Origin of the sequence: Serratia montpellierensis (genome assembly GCF_020858655.1) — a bacterium.
GTDB lineage: Bacteria > Pseudomonadota > Gammaproteobacteria > Enterobacterales > Enterobacteriaceae > Serratia > Serratia montpellierensis.
In genome coordinates this window covers 49,194-65,127 of record NZ_VOSN01000004.1, presented here as the reverse complement: position 1 = coordinate 65,127, position 15,934 = coordinate 49,194, and the positions used below count along the sequence as shown (strand labels likewise).

Here is a 15,934-nt window from a genome sequence, read left to right as displayed (position 1 = left end):
GTTTCCCTGAAAAGATAACGTATTGAGGATCGACTATGAGCATCAAAAATATTTTACCTGGCAAGATCGGTTTGGGCGGCGCGCCGCTCGGCAATATGTTCCGCAACATCCCGCAAGAGGACGTGCAAGCCACCGTCAGCGGCGCCTGGGATCTGGGCATTCGCTACTTCGACACCGCACCGCTCTACGGTTCCGGCCTGTCGGAAATCCGCATGGGTGAAGTGCTGTCGCAATACCCGCGCGACGAGTATGTGCTGAGCACCAAAGTGGGCCGCATCATGCTGGACGAAGAAGAAGACACCTCCGCCCGCGATCTGGGCGAGAAAGGCGGTCTGTTCGAACACGGTCTGAAGAACAAGATCGTCAACGACTACTCCGCCGATGCCACGCTGCGTTCCATTGAAGACAGCCTGAAGCGCCTCAAAACCGACCGCCTGGATATCGTCTGGATCCACGATCCGGCCCAGGATTTTTACGGCGACAACTGGATTGAGCAGTTCAACATCGCCCGCACCGGCGCTTTCCGCGCGCTGACCCGTCTACGTAAAGAAGGGGTGATCAAGGCCTGGGGCCTCGGCGTCAACCGCGTCGAGCCTTGTGAACTGGCGCTGGGCCTGAGCGAAACGCAGCCGGATGCCTTCCTGTTGGCCGGCCGTTACAGCCTGCTGGATCATGAACGCGCCCTGCAGCGTTTGATGCCGGAAGCCCTGGCGAGCAACGTCGACATCGTCGTCGGCGGCCCTTACAACTCCGGCGTGCTGGCCGGCGGCGAGCACTACGAATACCAGAAAGCGTCCCCGGCGGTGCTGGCAAAGGTAGCGCAAATCAAAGCGATCGCCGCTCGCTTCCAGGTCGACGTCAAAGCCGCCGCGCTGCAGTTCGCGCTGGCTAACCCGGCGGTGGCCGCCGTGATCCCCGGTTCGAGCCGCCCTGGCCGCATGGCCGAAGATCTGGCTGCGCTGGACGCCGTTATCCCGGCTGAATTCTGGGCCGAAATGCGCCGTCAGAAACTGGTGGCCGACAACGCGCCGTTGCCGACTCGTTAAGTTTTATGGGGCCACATGGCCCCATTACCCCCATTAACTCGATGAGATACATGATGAAACTGGATCTTTCAGGCAAAGTCGCCGTCGTCAGCGGCTCCACCTCCGGCATCGGCCTCGGCATCGCGCGCGGGCTCGCCAAAACGGGCGCCACCGTCGTGATCGTCGGCCGTCAGAAAAGCGGGGTCGATCACGCCATCGCCGACATCAGCGCCAACGTGCCCGGCGCGCAGGTACGCGGCGTGGTCGCGGATCTCGGGACGGAACAAGGGGCTGCTACCCTGTTCGCCGCGGAACCGAAAGCCGACGTGCTGATCAACAACCTGGGCATTTTCAACGATAAAGACTTCTTTACCGTGCCCGACAGCGAGTGGATGCACTTCTATAACGTCAACGTCCTCTCGGGCGTGCGTCTGGCGCGCCACTACGCGCAGAGCATGACCGAGAGGACGTTGGGGACGCATTATTTTCGTGTCGTCCGAATCCGGCGTCGCCATCCCGGCGGACATGATCAACTACGGCGTCACCAAAAGCGCCAACCTGGCGGTGTCTCACGGCCTGGCGAAACGCCTCGCCGGCACCGGTGTGACGGTCAACGCCATTCTGCCGGGGCCAACCTTTACCGAAGGCCTGCAAGAAATGCTGGCGGATGCGGCGGCCAAATCCGGGCGCAGCGCACGCGATCAGGCCGACGAGTTCGTTAAAACCGAACGCCCAAGCTCCATTATTCAGCGCGCGGCGGACGTTGATGAAGTGGCCAACCTGGCCGTTTACCTCGCCTCTCCGCTGTCTTCGGCCACCACCGGCGCGGCGCTACGCGTTGACGGTGGCGTCGTAGATACGCTGGCAATGTAACCCTGTACCCGAACCCGATATTAAGAGAGAAAGAAAATGGCTACTACATCCGTCTCTATGGACATCCCGGCATCTGCCGACACCGTATGGCAACTGATCGGCGGCTTCGACGCCCTGCCTGACTGGCTGCCGTTCATCCCGAAAAGCGTCGTTTCACAAGGCGGCCGCGTGCGTACCTTAACCACCGCCGACGGCGGCACCGTCATCGAGCGGCTGGAAGCGTTCGACAACCGTCAACGCAGCTACAGCTACTCCATCATGCAGGCGCCGTTCCCGGTGGTGAATTACCTGTCCACCCTGTCAGTGCACGCCACCGACGACGCCAACGTGGCGCGCGTGGAGTGGTCGGGCAGCTTCACGCCGGTCAACATCAGCGACGACGAGGCCGTCGCCCTGTTCAGCGGCATCTACCAGGGCGGCCTGGATGCGCTGAGCGACAACTTCCCTCGTTAACGCTTGAACGCTTAAGCCCCACGGTCGATGGCTGCACCCATCGGCCGTTTTTTTTGGGGGTTTGGGCGCACGAACGGGAACGCCGCGAAGCAGGATAAATCCGTCATCGCCGCTTATGCTGTAAAGGAGATGTTCATTTGAGGAGATGACCGTGCGCCCCTTCAACTTGCAACGGCTGGATCATGTGGTGCTACGCGTGCGCGATATGCAGAACAGCCTGCGTTTTTATACCCAGATCGTCGGCTGTGATATCGCCAAACAGCGACCGGATTTGGGGCTGGTGCACCTGCGCGCCGGTGCCTCCATGATTGACCTGGTGGACGTCAACGGCGTACTGGGGAAAAAAGGTGGCGAAACGCCCGATCCTCATCGGCAAAATGTCGATCACGTCTGCCTGCGCATCGATCCATTCAACGAAGACGCGTTGTTGACCTATCTGCGATCGCAGGGCATCGACGTTGACCCCGCCGAATCGCGCTACGGTGCGGAAGGCGACGGGCCATCGATTTATTTCAGCGATCCGGACGGCAATCGCGTGGAATTGAAAGGGCCGGCAGGGTGCAATTAACAGACAAGAGAAAATGAAACCTCGTCGGCTGAGAAAACCGATCGCCTCGGTGATTTTTGCTCTGGTATTCGCTGTCTTGCCGAACATCATTCCCTCTCGGCTGCTGCCGACACCGGACATGGCGTGGGAAATGGTTCACAAGTCTAATGAATAGGGTCTCGGCGATCCGCAAGCGCTTTCGACAACCGACCAGCTACTAATGCTTTATGACGCTCGCTGGGTTGTATCTGCGTTTTATGCCAACAACATCGGCCTGATCCGTCACTGCTGAACGTTAACGCCCCTGCGCCGCCAGCGCCTGGGCGCAGGCCCAGGCCGAGCTCCAGGCCCACTGGAAGTTGTAGCCGCCCAACCACCCGGTCACGTCCACCACTTCGCCGATAAAGTAGAGCCCCGGCGCCTTGTGGGCCTCCATCGTCTTGGAGGAAAGTTCATTGGTGTCGACGCCGCCAAGCGTCACTTCCGCCGTGCGGTAGCCTTCGGTACCGTTCGGCTGCACGCGCCAGTTCTGCAACAGATCCACCAGCGCCGCCTGCTGCGGCGCATTCAGCTGCTTCAGCGTCGCCTCCGGCAACTGTCCCAGGGTCTGCAAGCACTCCACCAGCCGCTTCGGCAATTGCAGCGCCAGGGTGTTTTTCAGGCTTTGGTTCGGGTGCTCCCGGCGTTGATCATCCAGGAAGGCCGCCAAATCCAGCTCAGGAAGTAAGTTAACGCTCACATACTCACCCGGTTGCCAGTAGCTGGACAGCTGCAGCACCGCCGGGCCGGACAGGCCGCGATGGGTAAATAGAATGCTTTCACGGAAGCTGACGCCGTTCTCGGCGGTGAGCACCGCCGGCACCGAGACGCCAGACAGCGTCTGCACATGCTCCAGCAGCGGCTTATGCAGGGTAAACGGCACCAGTCCGGCGCGCGTCGGCAGCACCTTGAGGCCGAACTGCTCCGCCAGCTTGTAACCGAACGGCGAAGCGCCCAGCCCCGGCATGGACAATCCGCCGCTGGCCACCACAAGTGAGCGAGCACTTACTTTTTCGCCATTGAGCGCCAGCGCGTAACCGTTCTCGGTTTTCTCCACACCCAGCACTTCGCTGCGCAGGCGCATCGTCACCTGGCCCAGCTCGCACTCTTTGACCAGCAGATCCACCACCTGCTGCGCCGAATCGTCGCAGAACAGCTGCCCCAGCGTTTTTTCATGGTAGGCGATGCCGTAGCGGTTGATCAGATCGATGAAGTCCCACTGGGTGTAGCGCGCCAGCGCCGACTTGCAAAAGTGCGGGTTGTTCGACAGATAGGCCGCCGGTTCGGCGTACATATTGGTAAAGTTACAGCGCCCGCCGCCGGACATCAGGATCTTGCGGCCCGGTTTTTTGCCGTTGTCGAGCAGCAACACGCGGCAACCGAGTTGCCCCGCCTGCGCGGCGCAAAACATGCCGGCGGCGCCCGCCCCAATCACTACGACATCAAACTGTTCCACCTGAGCCTCACTTATCAAAACCACAATCGCGACAAAAGAGCGCCATATTACGCCGTTTCGCCGCCGGTCACCGCCAAATTCACGGCGGCAGATTGTAAAGCCCCGGCGCCGCCAACGCCATAGTAAGAAAATATTACAGAGGTCAGAGGAGATTAACGCGTTGATATTCCATATTTTTGTTATAGGCGCGTCATCGTTTCGTCATGTCCAAATCAAAAAAACGTCATATTTTCCTTTTCCCCGGCACCGGTTGTCACTGATAATGCGCGGCGTTCATGTCCACAAACTGGCGTAACGCTTATGCTGCATTTGTTCGCTGGCCTGGATTTCCATACCGGCCTGATGTTAATTCTCGCATTGTTGTTCGTGTTGTTTTATGAAGCCATCAACGGTTTTCATGATACGGCCAATGCGGTCGCTACAGTTATTTATACCCGCGCCATGCGCTCGCAACTTGCGGTCGTGATGGCAGGTTTGTTCAACTTTCTTGGCGTAATGCTCGGCGGTTTGAGTGTTGCTTACGCCATCGTCCATTTGCTGCCTACCGATCTGTTGTTGAACGTCAGTTCAGCGCACGGATTAGCCATGGTCTTCTCCATGCTGTTGGCGGCAATCATCTGGAACCTCGGCACCTGGTATTTCGGTCTGCCGGCCTCCAGTTCCCATACGCTGATAGGCGCAATCATCGGTGTCGGTTTAACCAACGCCCTGATGACCCACACTTCGGTGGTGGATGCGCTTAACGTCCCGAAAATGATTGGCATTTTCCTTTCTCTGCTGTTCTCGCCGCTGGTCGGCATGATGGTAGCGGGAGTGATGGTGTTCGCCTTGCGCCGCTATTGGAGTGGCACCAAGAAACGCCAGCGTATCCACATGACCCCTGCGGAACGTGAAAAGGTCGACGGCAAACGCAAGCCGCCGTTCTGGACCCGTATCGCACTGATCCTGTCGGCGATTGGCGTCAGCTTCTCGCACGGCGCCAACGACGGCCAGAAAGGCATCGGCCTTATCATGCTGGTGCTGATCGGCGTTGCGCCGGCCGGCTTCGTGGTCAATATGAATGCAACCGGTTATGACATCACCCGTACGCGTGATGCCGTGACCCACCTGCAGCAATATTACCAGCAGCACGGTGACGCACTGTCGCATGCGGTGTCGTTGACGCCGCTGGTGCCAAGCCCGGATGACGAAGCTACGCCTAACAAGCCGGCCGAGTTCCACTGCGACAGTTCGCGCGCCATGCCGGCGATCGAGCTGGCTCAGGGCATGCTCGCCAACCTGCAAAGCTACGATCAGCTGACAGTTGACCAGCGCAGCCACCTGCGCCGCCTGCTGATGTGCGTGACCGACACGGCGGATAAAGTCGCCAAGCTGCCGGAAACCTCATCCGCCGACCAGCGTTTCCTGAAGAACCTGCGTCAGGATCTGCTGCAGACCGTCGAGTACGCGCCGATGTGGATCATCGTCGCCGTCGCGCTGGCACTGTCGCTCGGCACCATGGTGGGCTGGAAACGCGTGGCCACCACCATCGGCGAGAAGATCGGCAAGAAAGGCATGACCTACGCCCAGGGCGTATCGGCCCAGATGACCGCGGCGCTGTCGATCGGCGTGGCGAGTTATACCGGCATGCCGGTCTCCACCACCCACGTCCTCTCTTCGGCGGTTGCCGGGACGATGATCGTGGACGGCGGCGGCGTGCAGAGCAAAACCGTGAAGAACATCCTGTTGGCCTGGGTACTGACCCTGCCAATCTCGATTCTGCTTTCCGGTGCGCTGTATTGGGTTGCGTTAAAGCTGATCTAAGCGATAAGCATCATGAGAAAGGCGGCCGCAGGGCCGCCTTTTTTTTGCCTGCATCAAGGGAAACAGGAAGGCATTAATACCAAATCATCAGCGCTATCAGGCTGATGACCACCAGGCCGCACAGGGCCGAGGTCAGCATAAACTGCCCGCGCACCCGCTCGCAGCGGCGAATAAACTCCGGATCGTGGTGCTCGACATAGCGTTGCGCAAAGATATAGCGCACCAGCCTCAGCTGCTTGCTGGGTTGCCCGTGGGCGGTGAAGAAACCGCCGCCGTCGACGTATTGGTACAGCAGCGGGTCACAGCCGCGCAATACCACCAGCAGCGCGCGCAGAGAAGAGTAATACCGCACCATGTTTACCACACACACCACACATAAGGCCCAAAACAGCGCGACGGTACTGATCATGATTGCCCCCTCAAGGCGTTGTTATCCGCGGCCATCCGCCGGGTCCAACCGCCCTACCTCATTACCCGATACTCTGCTGGAGCTTACCGCTCTCATCCCCTTTTTTGCCTGCACGGACCACGCCCATAACCCACCGCCTCCGGAGACATTGCCGCACCGCACAGAGAGATTTGCACAGCGTGGTTCCACTCAGAGGGGAAATGATGAGGCCCATATCCATCATTGTAGGTTAATGAAACGCAAACTGGCCTGATCAGTGGATAAAATTTACCGCCACGCGTTGAAACACCCCCGCCGGGGCGTGACAACGAACCGCCACCGGCCGGTAATTAGTCGGTTTTTCTGGATAGTCTATCCCGCGCTACGCCGCTGATCTTTCCCCCCACGCTGGCTAGACTCAGGTTTCCGTTACGTTCATCCAAGGAAACTGTTATGGCAAACCATTCAATCAAGGGAAAAACCGTCCTCATCGCCGGCGGCGCCAAAAACCTCGGCGGGCTGATCGCGCGCGATTTGGCTGAACAAGGCGCCAAAGCGGTGGTGATCCACTACAACAGCGCCGCCTCCAAAGCCGAGGCGGAAAAAACCGTCGCCGCCATTCAGGCCGCCGGGGCGCAAGGCGTCGCGCTGCAGGCCGATCTCACCACCGCGGGCGCGGTCGAAAAGCTGTTCGCCGATGCGGTCGCCGCCGTCGGTAAGCCGGATATCGCCATCAATACCGTCGGCAAAGTGCTGAAAAAGCCGATGGTCGACATCAGCGAGGCCGAGTACGACGAGATGACGGCGGTTAACGCCAAAACCGCGTTCTTCTTCCTGAAAGAGGCGGGCAAACACCTCAACGACAACGGTAAAATCTGCACGCTGGTCACCTCGCTGCTTGGCGCCTTCACGCCGTTCTACGCCGCTTACGCCGGCACCAAGGCGCCGGTGGAGCATTTCACCCGCGCCGCCGCCAAGGAGTTCGGCGAGCGTGGCATCTCCGTGACGGCGGTCGGCCCCGGCCCGATGGACACCCCGTTCTTCTACCCGGCGGAGGGTGCGGACGCCGTGGCCTACCACAAGACGGCGGCAGCGCTGTCGCCGTTCAGCAAAACCGGCCTGACCGATATCGAAGACGTGGTGCCCTTCATCCGCCATCTGGTCAGCGACGGCTGGTGGGTAACCGGCCAAACCATCCTGATCAACGGCGGCTACACCACCAAATAAGTTCGACGGGGGCAAATATCGCCCCCGCACCTGCTCGCGCGCAACCGCGCCATGCGGCTACACTCTCTGTCAGAAACGGCGCCAAGGAACAGCAGGTCAACGAGATGGACAGATTCAATCAATACCGCGTATTCGTACAGGTGGCGGAAATGGGCAGCTTTATCCGGGCAGCCCATGCGCTGGAGGTGCCGCGCGCCTCGGTGTCCGCCGCCGTTCAGCAACTGGAAACGCAGCTGGGCGTACGTCTGCTGCACCGCACCACGCGGCAAGTGCGGCTGACCGCCGACGGCGAACAGCTGCTCGAGCGGCTGCGCCCGCTGTTGGCCGAGGTGGAAGACATCGATCAATCGTTTCAGGCCAGCCAGCGCCAGGCCTCCGGGCGGCTCAGCGTCGACGTGCCGAGCCGCATCGCCCGCCGGTTGATCGCGCCGGCGCTGCCCGGCCTGCTGCGGCGCCATCCCCACCTGCAATTGGTGCTCGGCTCCGCCGATCGCGCCATCGATCTGGTGCAGGAAGGGGTCGACTGCGCGGTGCGCGTCGGCGATCTGCACGACAGCAGCCTGGTAATGCGCCCGCTCGGCCATATCGCGCTGATCAACTGCGCCAGTCCTGCCTATCTGAGCGAATTCGGCCATCCGCGCCAGCCCGGCGATCTCATCGAGGGACACTGGAGCATCGGCTACGCCTCGCCCAAAACCGGCCGTGAATCCCCCTGGGAATACCTGACCGACGACGGCCATACGCAACGCCTCGAACTGCCCAGCCGGGTGGTGGTCAACAACGCCGAAAGCTATATCGCCTGCTGCCGCGCCGGGCTGGGGCTGATGCAAATCCCGCGCTACGACGTGCAACACCTGCTCGACGCCGGTGAACTGGTGGAAGTCCTGCCCGGCCACCGCGCCGCCTCCATGCCGATCGCCCTGATCTATCCCCATCGCCGCCAGCGATCGCGCCGCCTGGCGGTGTTTCATGAGTGGTTTGAAAGCCTGCTGCAGCCGCATCTGGAGCGCTGATTGCACATTTAGCGCTATACTTTGTTTAATAACGCTTATAATTCAAGCGGTCAGACCGTCAGCATCCGCATAATCCATAGGCTTTTGCGCCGCGCGGGTGTACAACGAAAGGTATCGGGCGGAGAGATTTTCGATGCGGCGCAGTGTGATCGCCCCAACATATCATTGCGTTATCCGAATGATACTATGGAACCAAAAGCGCCAGGCGGGTAAACGGAACGCCTGCTAACCCTTTTTAATCGGCATGTTTATGGAAGGAGTATTCTTATGGCTTACAAACACATACTGATCGCGGTGGACCTATCCCCGGAAAGCAAGATCCTGGTAGAAAAAGCCGTCTCGATGGCGCGGCCGTACAACGCTAAAGTTTCTCTGATCCACGTCGATGTCAACTATTCCGACCTTTATACCGGCCTTATCGACGTCAATCTCGGCGACATGCAAAAACGCATCTCCGAGGAAACCCATCAGGCGCTGACCGAGCTGTCGCAAAACGCCGGCTACCCGATCACCGAGACCCTGAGCGGCAGCGGCGATCTGGCGCAGGTATTGGTCGATGCCATCAAGAAATACGACATGGACCTGGTGCTGTGCGGCCACCACCAGGACTTCTGGAGCAAGCTGATGTCTTCCGCACGCCAGCTGATCAATACCGTGCACATCGATATGCTGATCGTGCCGCTGCGCGATGAAGAAGACGAATAAAGTAAGCACTTGCTAACTTAACTGCCCAACGCCCGCGCCCTGCGGGCGTTTTTCATGCCGCCACGCCGATTAATCGCTTGATAATCAACTGCCCTCCGATGATATAGTCGCTAAAGACACAACATCCTCCCCCGGGCATCGCCTATACCCATATCTATAAGAAATAGCGGGGGAAATTTAATGCGAAAAGGAGTTATCCATGGAATATGCCGTATCGGTAGAGTCTTTCCTGTCCTCGTTACAACGCCATAACCCCCACCAGCCGGAATATCTGCAGGCGGTACGCGAAGTGTTCACCTCGCTGTGGCCATTTATCGAACGTAATCCGCGCTATCGCGAACAGGCGCTGCTGGAGCGCCTGGTAGAGCCCGAGCGCGTCATTCAGTTCCGCGTCAGCTGGGTGGACGATCGCGGCCAGGTGCAGGTCAACCGCGCCTTCCGCGTGCAGTTCAACTCGGCCATCGGCCCCTACAAGGGCGGCATGCGCTTCCACCCGTCGGTGAACCTGTCGATCCTGAAGTTCCTCGGTTTTGAGCAGACCTTCAAGAACGCGTTGACCACCCTGCCGATGGGCGGCGGCAAAGGCGGCTCCGATTTCGATCCCAAGGGCAAAAGCCAAGGGGAGATCATGCGCTTCTGCCAGGCGCTGATGACCGAGCTGTATCGCCATCTGGGGCCGGACACCGACGTGCCGGCCGGCGACATCGGCGTCGGCGGCCGCGAAGTCGGCTTTATGGCCGGCATGATGAAAAAACTGTCCAACAACACCGCCTGCGTATTTACCGGCAAGGGTCTCTCCTTCGGCGGCAGCCTGATCCGCCCCGAGGCGACCGGCTATGGCCTGGTGTACTTCACCGACGCCATGCTGCAGCGCCACGGCCTGGGCTTTGAGGGCATGCGGGTGGCGGTGTCCGGCTCCGGCAACGTGGCGCAGTACACCATCGAAAAAGCGTTGGAACTGGACGCGCGCGTGATCACCGTATCGGATTCCGGTGGCACCCTGGTGGACGAAGACGGCTTCACCACCGAGAAGCTGGCGCACCTGGCGGAGATCAAGAACCAGCGTTACGGCCGGGTGGCGGACTACGCCCGCGAACGCGGCCTGACCTATCTGGCGGGCCAGCAGCCATGGAACGTGCCGGTGGATATCGCGCTGCCGTGCGCCACCCAGAACGAACTGGATCTCGAGGCGGCGCAGACGCTGATCCGCAACGGAGTGAAGGCGGTAGCGGAAGGCGCCAACATGCCGACCACCATCCAGGCCACCGACGCCTTCCTCGACGCCGGCGTGCTGTTCGCGCCGGGCAAGGCGGCCAACGCCGGCGGCGTCGCCACCTCGGGGCTGGAGATGGCGCAAAACGCCGCGCGCATCGGCTGGCGGGCAGAGAAAGTGGATGTACGTTTACAACATATCATGGCGGATATTCACCACGCCTGCGTGGAATACGGTGGCGAGGGCAAGCAAACCCACTACGTGCACGGCGCGAATATCGCCGGTTTCGTCAAGGTCGCGGACGCCATGCTGGCGCAGGGCGTACTGTAATCGGGCGCAAAGGTGATCTTGTTCACACATCGATTAAATGCTTCAATGCCGGCCTCTGCGCCGGCATTTTTTTATGCTTTCACGCCCTCTAAATGATGCCAACTCGTTAAATAAAGGTTAATAAATGGTTATATATTGCCATTTAATCGGTAGTAAATTTACCACTACCAAATAATTAAACATTTATTTAACATTAAATAAGCCACTATTTTACTTAAATGTGCACAGATCACATTTCATTAACTTCAGCTACGCCCCCTCTTCCATTCCTTTGTAATCTGCAGCGGTGGAAAAACCGCCACCCCTACAGATAAAAAAAGGTACAGCTAATGAAATTTAACCTCGCATTATTAAATGCATGTGTGGTTTCTGCGTGCATGTTATCGACAACACCTGTGTTCGCCGCTGATAAGTATGAGATTGCCGTGGTCGCCAAAGTGACCGGCATCCCGTGGTTCAACCGCATGGAAGTGGGCGTCAACGAAGCGGCGAAAAAACTCGACGTCAACGCCTACCAGACTGGCCCTTCTACGCCGGATCCGGCCGCGCAGGTCAAGGTGATTGAGGATCTGATCGCCAAGAACGTCAACGCCATCATCGTGGTGCCGAACGACGCCAAGGTGCTGGAGCCGGTGCTGAAAAAAGCGCGCGACAAAGGCATCGTGGTGCTGACCCATGAATCCCCGGACCAGCAGATCGGCCAGTGGGACATCGAGACCATCGACAGCGAGAAATATGCGCAGGCCAACGTCGATGAGCTGGCGAAAGACATGGGCGGCAAAGGCGGCTACGCGATCTACGTCGGCTCGCTGACCGTGCCGTTGCACAACGCCTGGGCCGACTTCGCCATCAAATACCAGAAAGAAAAATACCCGGACATGTTTGAAGTCACCTCGCGCCTGCCGGTGGCGGAAAGCATCGACAAATCCTACGCCACCACGCTGGATCTGATGAAAACCTACCCGCAGATGAAGGGCATCATCGGCTTCGGCTCGCTCGGCCCGATCGGCGCCGGCCAGGCGGTGGCCAAGAAACGCGCCAAGGACAAAATCGCGGTGGTGGGCATCGCCATGCCGGCGCAGGCCGCCCCTTACCTGATGCGCGGCGACATCAAGAAAGCGCTGCTGTGGGATCCGAAAGACGCCGGCTATGCGCTGGTGACGGTGGCCGACCAGCTGCTGCAGGGCAAGGAAGTGAACAAAGACCTGTCGATCGAGGGCCTCGGCAAGGCCGACGTCGATATGGAACACAAAGTGATTCGGTTTAATAAGATTTTGGAAGTCACCAAAGACAACGCCCAATCGCTCGGATTCTGATTTTTCGCGTAATTTCGCCACACCGGGAAAGTAGTTAAACCCTCGTAGGGGCGCAGCGTTGCTGCGCCCAGGGCTTCGGCCGCTACGCAAGCACAGGTTAACGTTATGACAGCCTCCCCCGCATTTATCACCCTGGAGAATATCAGCAAGCGATTCCCAGGCGTGCTGGCATTAGACCAGATCAACCTGACGCTGAATAAAGGCGAAGTGCACTGCCTGGCCGGGCAAAACGGCTGCGGCAAAAGCACCATCATTAAAATCATCTCCGGCGTCTATCAGCCGGAAAAAGGCGCCAATATTTCGCTGGAAGGCAAACTCTTCCACGCCCTGACGCCACAGCTGTCCGGTTATTACGGCATACAGGTGATCTACCAGGACCTGTCGCTGTTCCCCAACCTGACGGTGGCGGAGAACATCGCCATCCACCGTTACCTGCCCGGTGGCCGCTTCTGGGTGCGCAAGCGATTGATGCGCCAGACGGCGCTGGACGCCATGGCGCGGGTCGGCGTACACATCGATCCCGATAAAAAAGTGGAAAAACTGTCGATCGCCGATCGGCAACTGGTGGCGATTTGCCGCGCCATCGCCGCCGAAGCGCGGTTGGTTATTATGGACGAACCGACCGCCTCGCTGACCCGCCAGGAGGTCGACGGCCTGCTGCGGGTGGTCAACGAGTTGAAGGCGGCCGGCATCTGCGTGGTGTTCGTCAGCCACAGATTGGATGAAGTGATGGAAGTCGCCGATCGCATCAGCGTGATGCGCGACGGCAAGCTGGTAGGCACCTGGCCGGCCAGCGAACTGGACAGCCATGAACTGGCGTTCCTGATGACCGGCCAACGCTTCCACTACAGCCCGCTGCCGCCGCTGCCGCCGGCCGAACAGGCGCCGCTGCTCGAGGTGCGCAACCTCAGCCGCGGCGAGAAATACCGCAACGTCAATCTGGCGCTGCGCGGCGGCGAGATCGTTTCGATCGTCGGCCTGCTCGGCGCCGGCCGCACCGAACTGTGCCTCAGCCTGTTCGGCATGACGCGGCCGGACAGCGGCGAGATCCGCATCGAGGGCCGCACGGTGCAGCTGCACAACAACCGCGAAGCGGTGCGCCACGGCATCGGCTATGTGTCGGAAGATCGCCTGACGCAGGGGTTGATCATGGAGCAATCGATCTACGACAACACCATCGTCACCGTCTTCGATCGGCTGCATACCTCGCTCGGGCTGCTGGATCACGCCAAGGCGACTGAGCTGGTCAACCGACTGATCCGCGATCTGAACATCAAGGTGTCCGACAGCGCATTGCCGGTGAAAACCCTGTCCGGCGGCAACGCCCAGCGCATCGCCATCGCCAAGTGGGTGGCGACCCAGCCGAAGATCCTGATCCTCGACTCGCCCACCGTCGGCGTGGACATCGCCAACAAAGAGGGGATCTACCAGATCGCCCGCGATCTGGCGCAGCTGGGCATGGCAGTGCTGATGATCTGCGACGAGATCCCGGAAGCCTATTACAACAGCCATCGGGTGATGGTGATGCGCAAAGGCGAACTGATCGCCGAATTCGCGCCGCACCAGAGTACCGAACAACAGATCGCCGAGGTGGTGAATGGATAAGTCATTATTGGCCCGCCTGGCCGGGCGGCACGAGTTTTATCTCGGCCTGTTGGTGCTGCTGCTGGCGATCGGCCTGAGCGCCGGCACCGACGAGTTTCTGACGCTCGGCAACCTGACCGACGTCGCCACCAGCTACGCCATTCTCGGCATCCTGGCCTGCGGGCTGTTCGTGGTGCTGATCGCCGGCGGCATCGACATTTCGTTCCCGGCGGTTACCGCCATCGCCCAGTATGTGATGGCCAGCTGGGTGATCCAGCACGGCGGCAGCTTCCCGCTGGCGTTCGCCCTGGCGATTGGCGTCGGCCTGCTGCTCGGGCTGGTGAACGGTTTCCTGGTGTACTGGCTGAAGGTGCCGGCGATCATCATCACCATCGCCACCCTCAACCTGTTCTACGGCCTGCTGGTATACGCCACCAACGGTACCTGGCTGTACGGCTTCCCGGACTGGTTCATGAACGGCATCAACTGGTTCTCGTTCCAGGGCGCCGACGGCTACGACTACGGCCTGACGCTGCCGCTGCTGTGCCTGCTGGCGACCATCGTCGTCACCGGCGTGCTGATGAACCGCACCCGGCTGGGGCGCCAGATCTACGCCATGGGCGGCAACCGCGACGCGGCGTCGCGCCTGGGGTTGAACCTGCTGCGGCTGCATTTTTGCGTCTACGGCTACATGGGCATTCTGGCCGGCGTCGCGGCGGTGGTGCAGGCGCAGATCACCCAGTCGGTGGCGCCCAACTCGCTGCTCGGCTTCGAGCTGACGGTATTGGCGGCGGTGGTGCTGGGCGGCACCAGCATGAGCGGCGGCCGCGGATCGTTGACCGGCACCCTGCTCGGCGTGGTGCTGCTGGCCTTCCTGCAAAACGGGCTGACGCTGCTCAGCGTCTCGGCCTATTGGCACCAGGTGTTCAGCGGCGCGATCATTTTGATCAGCATCAGCACCACCGCCTGGAACGAAAAACGCAAGCTGCTCAAGGAGATCTGACATGACGCAGTTAACTCGGTTGATCCCAAGCGATCGGATCATTCGCCTGCAGGGCGCGATCATCATCGCGGTGGCGCTGCTCTTCGCCTGGCTGCTCGGATCGCGCTTCTTCAGCCTCGGCAACTTCCAGTCGATCGCCTCGCAGCTGCCGATCCTCGGCCTGCTGGCGCTCGGCATGGGCATCACCATGCTGACCGGCGGCATCAATCTGTCGATCATCGCCGGCGCCAACGCCTGTTCGCTGGTGATGGCGGCGATCATCGTCAGCCATCCCGACCAGCCGCTGTTCCTGGTGCTGGCGCTGCTGGCCGGCCTGCTGGTGGCGGTGGCGATCGGCGCACTGGACGGAGTGCTGGTGGCCTGGATCGGTGTTTCGCCAATCCTCGCCTCGCTCGGCACCATGACCCTGATCACCGGCCTGAATATCCTGCTGTCCAACGGCGCGGTGATCTCCGGCTTCCCGGCGGCGATTCAATTTCTCGGCAACGGCGCCGTGCTCGGCGTACCGGTGGCGCTGATCCTGTTCCTGTTGGTGGCGGTCGGGCTGTGGCTGCTGCTGGAGCACACCACGCTGGGCCGCAGCCTGTACCTGATCGGCTCCAACGAGCAGGCCACCCGCTTCAGCGGCGTGAACACCGCGCGGGTGCAGATCGCGGTGTATATCCTGTCGGCGCTGCTCGGCTGGGGCGCCGCCCTGCTGATGATGGCCAAGTTCAACTCGGCCAAGGCCGGCTACGGCGAATCTTATCTGCTGGTGACCATTCTGGCCTCGGTGCTGGGCGGCATTAACCCGGACGGCGGTTTCGGCCGTATTCTGGGGCTGGTGCTGGCGCTGATCGTGCTGCAAATGTTGGAAAGCGGCCTCAATCTGCTGGGGGTCAGCAGCTACCTGACCATGGCCCTGTGGGGCGGCGTGCTGATCCTGTTTATCGCGTTACAGAATCGAAAAGCCTGAGGAG

Annotated in this window: 14 protein-coding genes and 1 pseudogene; 13 read left to right on the top strand and 2 right to left on the bottom strand. The window is 60.3% G+C overall.

What is annotated here, in order from left to right; translation table 11 throughout:
- The first annotated feature begins 35 nt into the window (after window positions 1–35).
- From FUU19_RS04460 to FUU19_RS04445, 4 genes and pseudogenes are all read left to right on the top strand, one after another.
- Window positions 36–1,046, top strand: coding sequence for an aldo/keto reductase (locus tag FUU19_RS04460; RefSeq protein ID WP_230489948.1), 1,011 nt, complete (start codon window positions 36–38; stop codon window positions 1,044–1,046).
- Between the two features lie 53 nt (window positions 1,047–1,099).
- Window positions 1,100–1,898: pseudogene (locus FUU19_RS04455) on the top strand (SDR family NAD(P)-dependent oxidoreductase).
- A gap of 36 nt (window positions 1,899–1,934) precedes the next feature.
- Window positions 1,935–2,351, top strand: coding sequence for an SRPBCC family protein (locus FUU19_RS04450; RefSeq protein ID WP_141972034.1), 417 nt, complete (start codon window positions 1,935–1,937; stop codon window positions 2,349–2,351).
- Window positions 2,352–2,496: 145 nt separating this feature from the next.
- Entirely contained in the window at window positions 2,497–2,919 is a 423-nt protein-coding gene (locus tag FUU19_RS04445) for a VOC family protein (RefSeq protein WP_141972032.1), read from the top strand.
- A 274-nt stretch (window positions 2,920–3,193) separates the two neighbouring features.
- On the opposite strand, the gene FUU19_RS04440 is transcribed toward FUU19_RS04445, so the two are convergent.
- A complete protein-coding gene (locus FUU19_RS04440; protein ID WP_202670441.1) occupies window positions 3,194–4,393 on the bottom strand; it encodes an aminoacetone oxidase family FAD-binding enzyme in 1,200 nt (399 codons plus the stop codon).
- Window positions 4,394–4,693: 300 nt separating this feature from the next.
- Between FUU19_RS04440 and pitA the strand changes: the two genes are divergently transcribed.
- Window positions 4,694–6,196: an inorganic phosphate transporter PitA gene (gene pitA, locus FUU19_RS04435; RefSeq protein ID WP_141972028.1), complete on the top strand. Its 1,503-nt coding sequence runs from the start codon at window positions 4,694–4,696 to the stop codon at window positions 6,194–6,196.
- Window positions 6,197–6,269: 73 nt separating this feature from the next.
- Here the strand turns inward: pitA and uspB are convergent, their stop codons facing one another.
- Window positions 6,270–6,605 (bottom strand): universal stress protein UspB, encoded by a 336-nt coding sequence (gene uspB / locus FUU19_RS04430; protein WP_016930435.1) that lies wholly within the window; start codon window positions 6,603–6,605, stop codon window positions 6,270–6,272.
- 432 nt (window positions 6,606–7,037) lie between these two features.
- Between uspB and FUU19_RS04425 the strand changes: the two genes are divergently transcribed.
- From FUU19_RS04425 to FUU19_RS04390, 8 genes are all read left to right on the top strand, one after another.
- Window positions 7,038–7,811 carry an SDR family oxidoreductase gene (locus FUU19_RS04425; protein ID WP_025304606.1) on the top strand — a complete coding sequence of 258 codons (774 nt, stop codon included), beginning with the start codon at window positions 7,038–7,040 and terminating at the stop codon, window positions 7,809–7,811.
- Between the two features lie 104 nt (window positions 7,812–7,915).
- Window positions 7,916–8,824, top strand: a complete 909-nt coding sequence (locus FUU19_RS04420; RefSeq protein WP_141972026.1) for a LysR family transcriptional regulator — start codon at window positions 7,916–7,918, stop codon at window positions 8,822–8,824.
- A 267-nt stretch (window positions 8,825–9,091) separates the two neighbouring features.
- Window positions 9,092–9,529 (top strand): universal stress protein UspA, encoded by a 438-nt coding sequence (uspA, locus tag FUU19_RS04415; RefSeq protein WP_004930988.1) that lies wholly within the window; start codon window positions 9,092–9,094, stop codon window positions 9,527–9,529.
- A gap of 199 nt (window positions 9,530–9,728) precedes the next feature.
- Window positions 9,729–11,072, top strand: a complete 1,344-nt coding sequence (gdhA, locus tag FUU19_RS04410; protein ID WP_033649380.1) for an NADP-specific glutamate dehydrogenase — start codon at window positions 9,729–9,731, stop codon at window positions 11,070–11,072.
- 329 nt (window positions 11,073–11,401) lie between these two features.
- Entirely contained in the window at window positions 11,402–12,388 is a 987-nt protein-coding gene (locus FUU19_RS04405; RefSeq protein WP_141972024.1) for an autoinducer 2 ABC transporter substrate-binding protein, read from the top strand.
- A 105-nt stretch (window positions 12,389–12,493) separates the two neighbouring features.
- The gene (locus FUU19_RS04400) at window positions 12,494–13,993 is read left to right on the top strand and encodes a sugar ABC transporter ATP-binding protein (protein ID WP_141972022.1); all 1,500 of its coding nucleotides are present in this window, start codon (window positions 12,494–12,496) and stop codon (window positions 13,991–13,993) included.
- Window positions 13,986–14,975 carry an ABC transporter permease gene (locus tag FUU19_RS04395; protein ID WP_015379367.1) on the top strand — a complete coding sequence of 330 codons (990 nt, stop codon included), beginning with the start codon at window positions 13,986–13,988 and terminating at the stop codon, window positions 14,973–14,975. The genes FUU19_RS04400 and FUU19_RS04395 overlap by 8 nt, the downstream gene beginning before the upstream one ends.
- Before the next feature lies 1 nt (window position 14,976).
- Window positions 14,977–15,930 carry an ABC transporter permease gene (locus FUU19_RS04390; protein WP_230489945.1) on the top strand — a complete coding sequence of 318 codons (954 nt, stop codon included), beginning with the start codon at window positions 14,977–14,979 and terminating at the stop codon, window positions 15,928–15,930.
- Window positions 15,931–15,934: the final 4 nt, after the last annotated feature.

What these genes read in the sequence shown, in the direction of transcription:
- FUU19_RS04460 (WP_230489948.1), top strand. Translation starts at nt 36, where the DNA reads ATGAGCATCAAAAATATTTTACCTGGCAAGATCGGTTTGGGCGGCGCG.
- FUU19_RS04450 (WP_141972034.1), top strand. Translation starts at nt 1,935, where the DNA reads ATGGCTACTACATCCGTCTCTATGGACATCCCGGCATCTGCCGACACC.
- FUU19_RS04445 (WP_141972032.1), top strand. Translation starts at nt 2,497, where the DNA reads ATGACCGTGCGCCCCTTCAACTTGCAACGGCTGGATCATGTGGTGCTA.
- pitA (WP_141972028.1), top strand. Translation starts at nt 4,694, where the DNA reads ATGCTGCATTTGTTCGCTGGCCTGGATTTCCATACCGGCCTGATGTTA.
- uspB (WP_016930435.1), bottom strand. Translation starts at nt 6,605, where the DNA reads ATGATCAGTACCGTCGCGCTGTTTTGGGCCTTATGTGTGGTGTGTGTG.
- FUU19_RS04425 (WP_025304606.1), top strand. Translation starts at nt 7,038, where the DNA reads ATGGCAAACCATTCAATCAAGGGAAAAACCGTCCTCATCGCCGGCGGC.
- FUU19_RS04420 (WP_141972026.1), top strand. Translation starts at nt 7,916, where the DNA reads ATGGACAGATTCAATCAATACCGCGTATTCGTACAGGTGGCGGAAATG.
- uspA (WP_004930988.1), top strand. Translation starts at nt 9,092, where the DNA reads ATGGCTTACAAACACATACTGATCGCGGTGGACCTATCCCCGGAAAGC.
- gdhA (WP_033649380.1), top strand. Translation starts at nt 9,729, where the DNA reads ATGGAATATGCCGTATCGGTAGAGTCTTTCCTGTCCTCGTTACAACGC.
- FUU19_RS04405 (WP_141972024.1), top strand. Translation starts at nt 11,402, where the DNA reads ATGAAATTTAACCTCGCATTATTAAATGCATGTGTGGTTTCTGCGTGC.
- FUU19_RS04400 (WP_141972022.1), top strand. Translation starts at nt 12,494, where the DNA reads ATGACAGCCTCCCCCGCATTTATCACCCTGGAGAATATCAGCAAGCGA.
- FUU19_RS04395 (WP_015379367.1), top strand. Translation starts at nt 13,986, where the DNA reads ATGGATAAGTCATTATTGGCCCGCCTGGCCGGGCGGCACGAGTTTTAT.
- FUU19_RS04390 (WP_230489945.1), top strand. Translation starts at nt 14,977, where the DNA reads ATGACGCAGTTAACTCGGTTGATCCCAAGCGATCGGATCATTCGCCTG.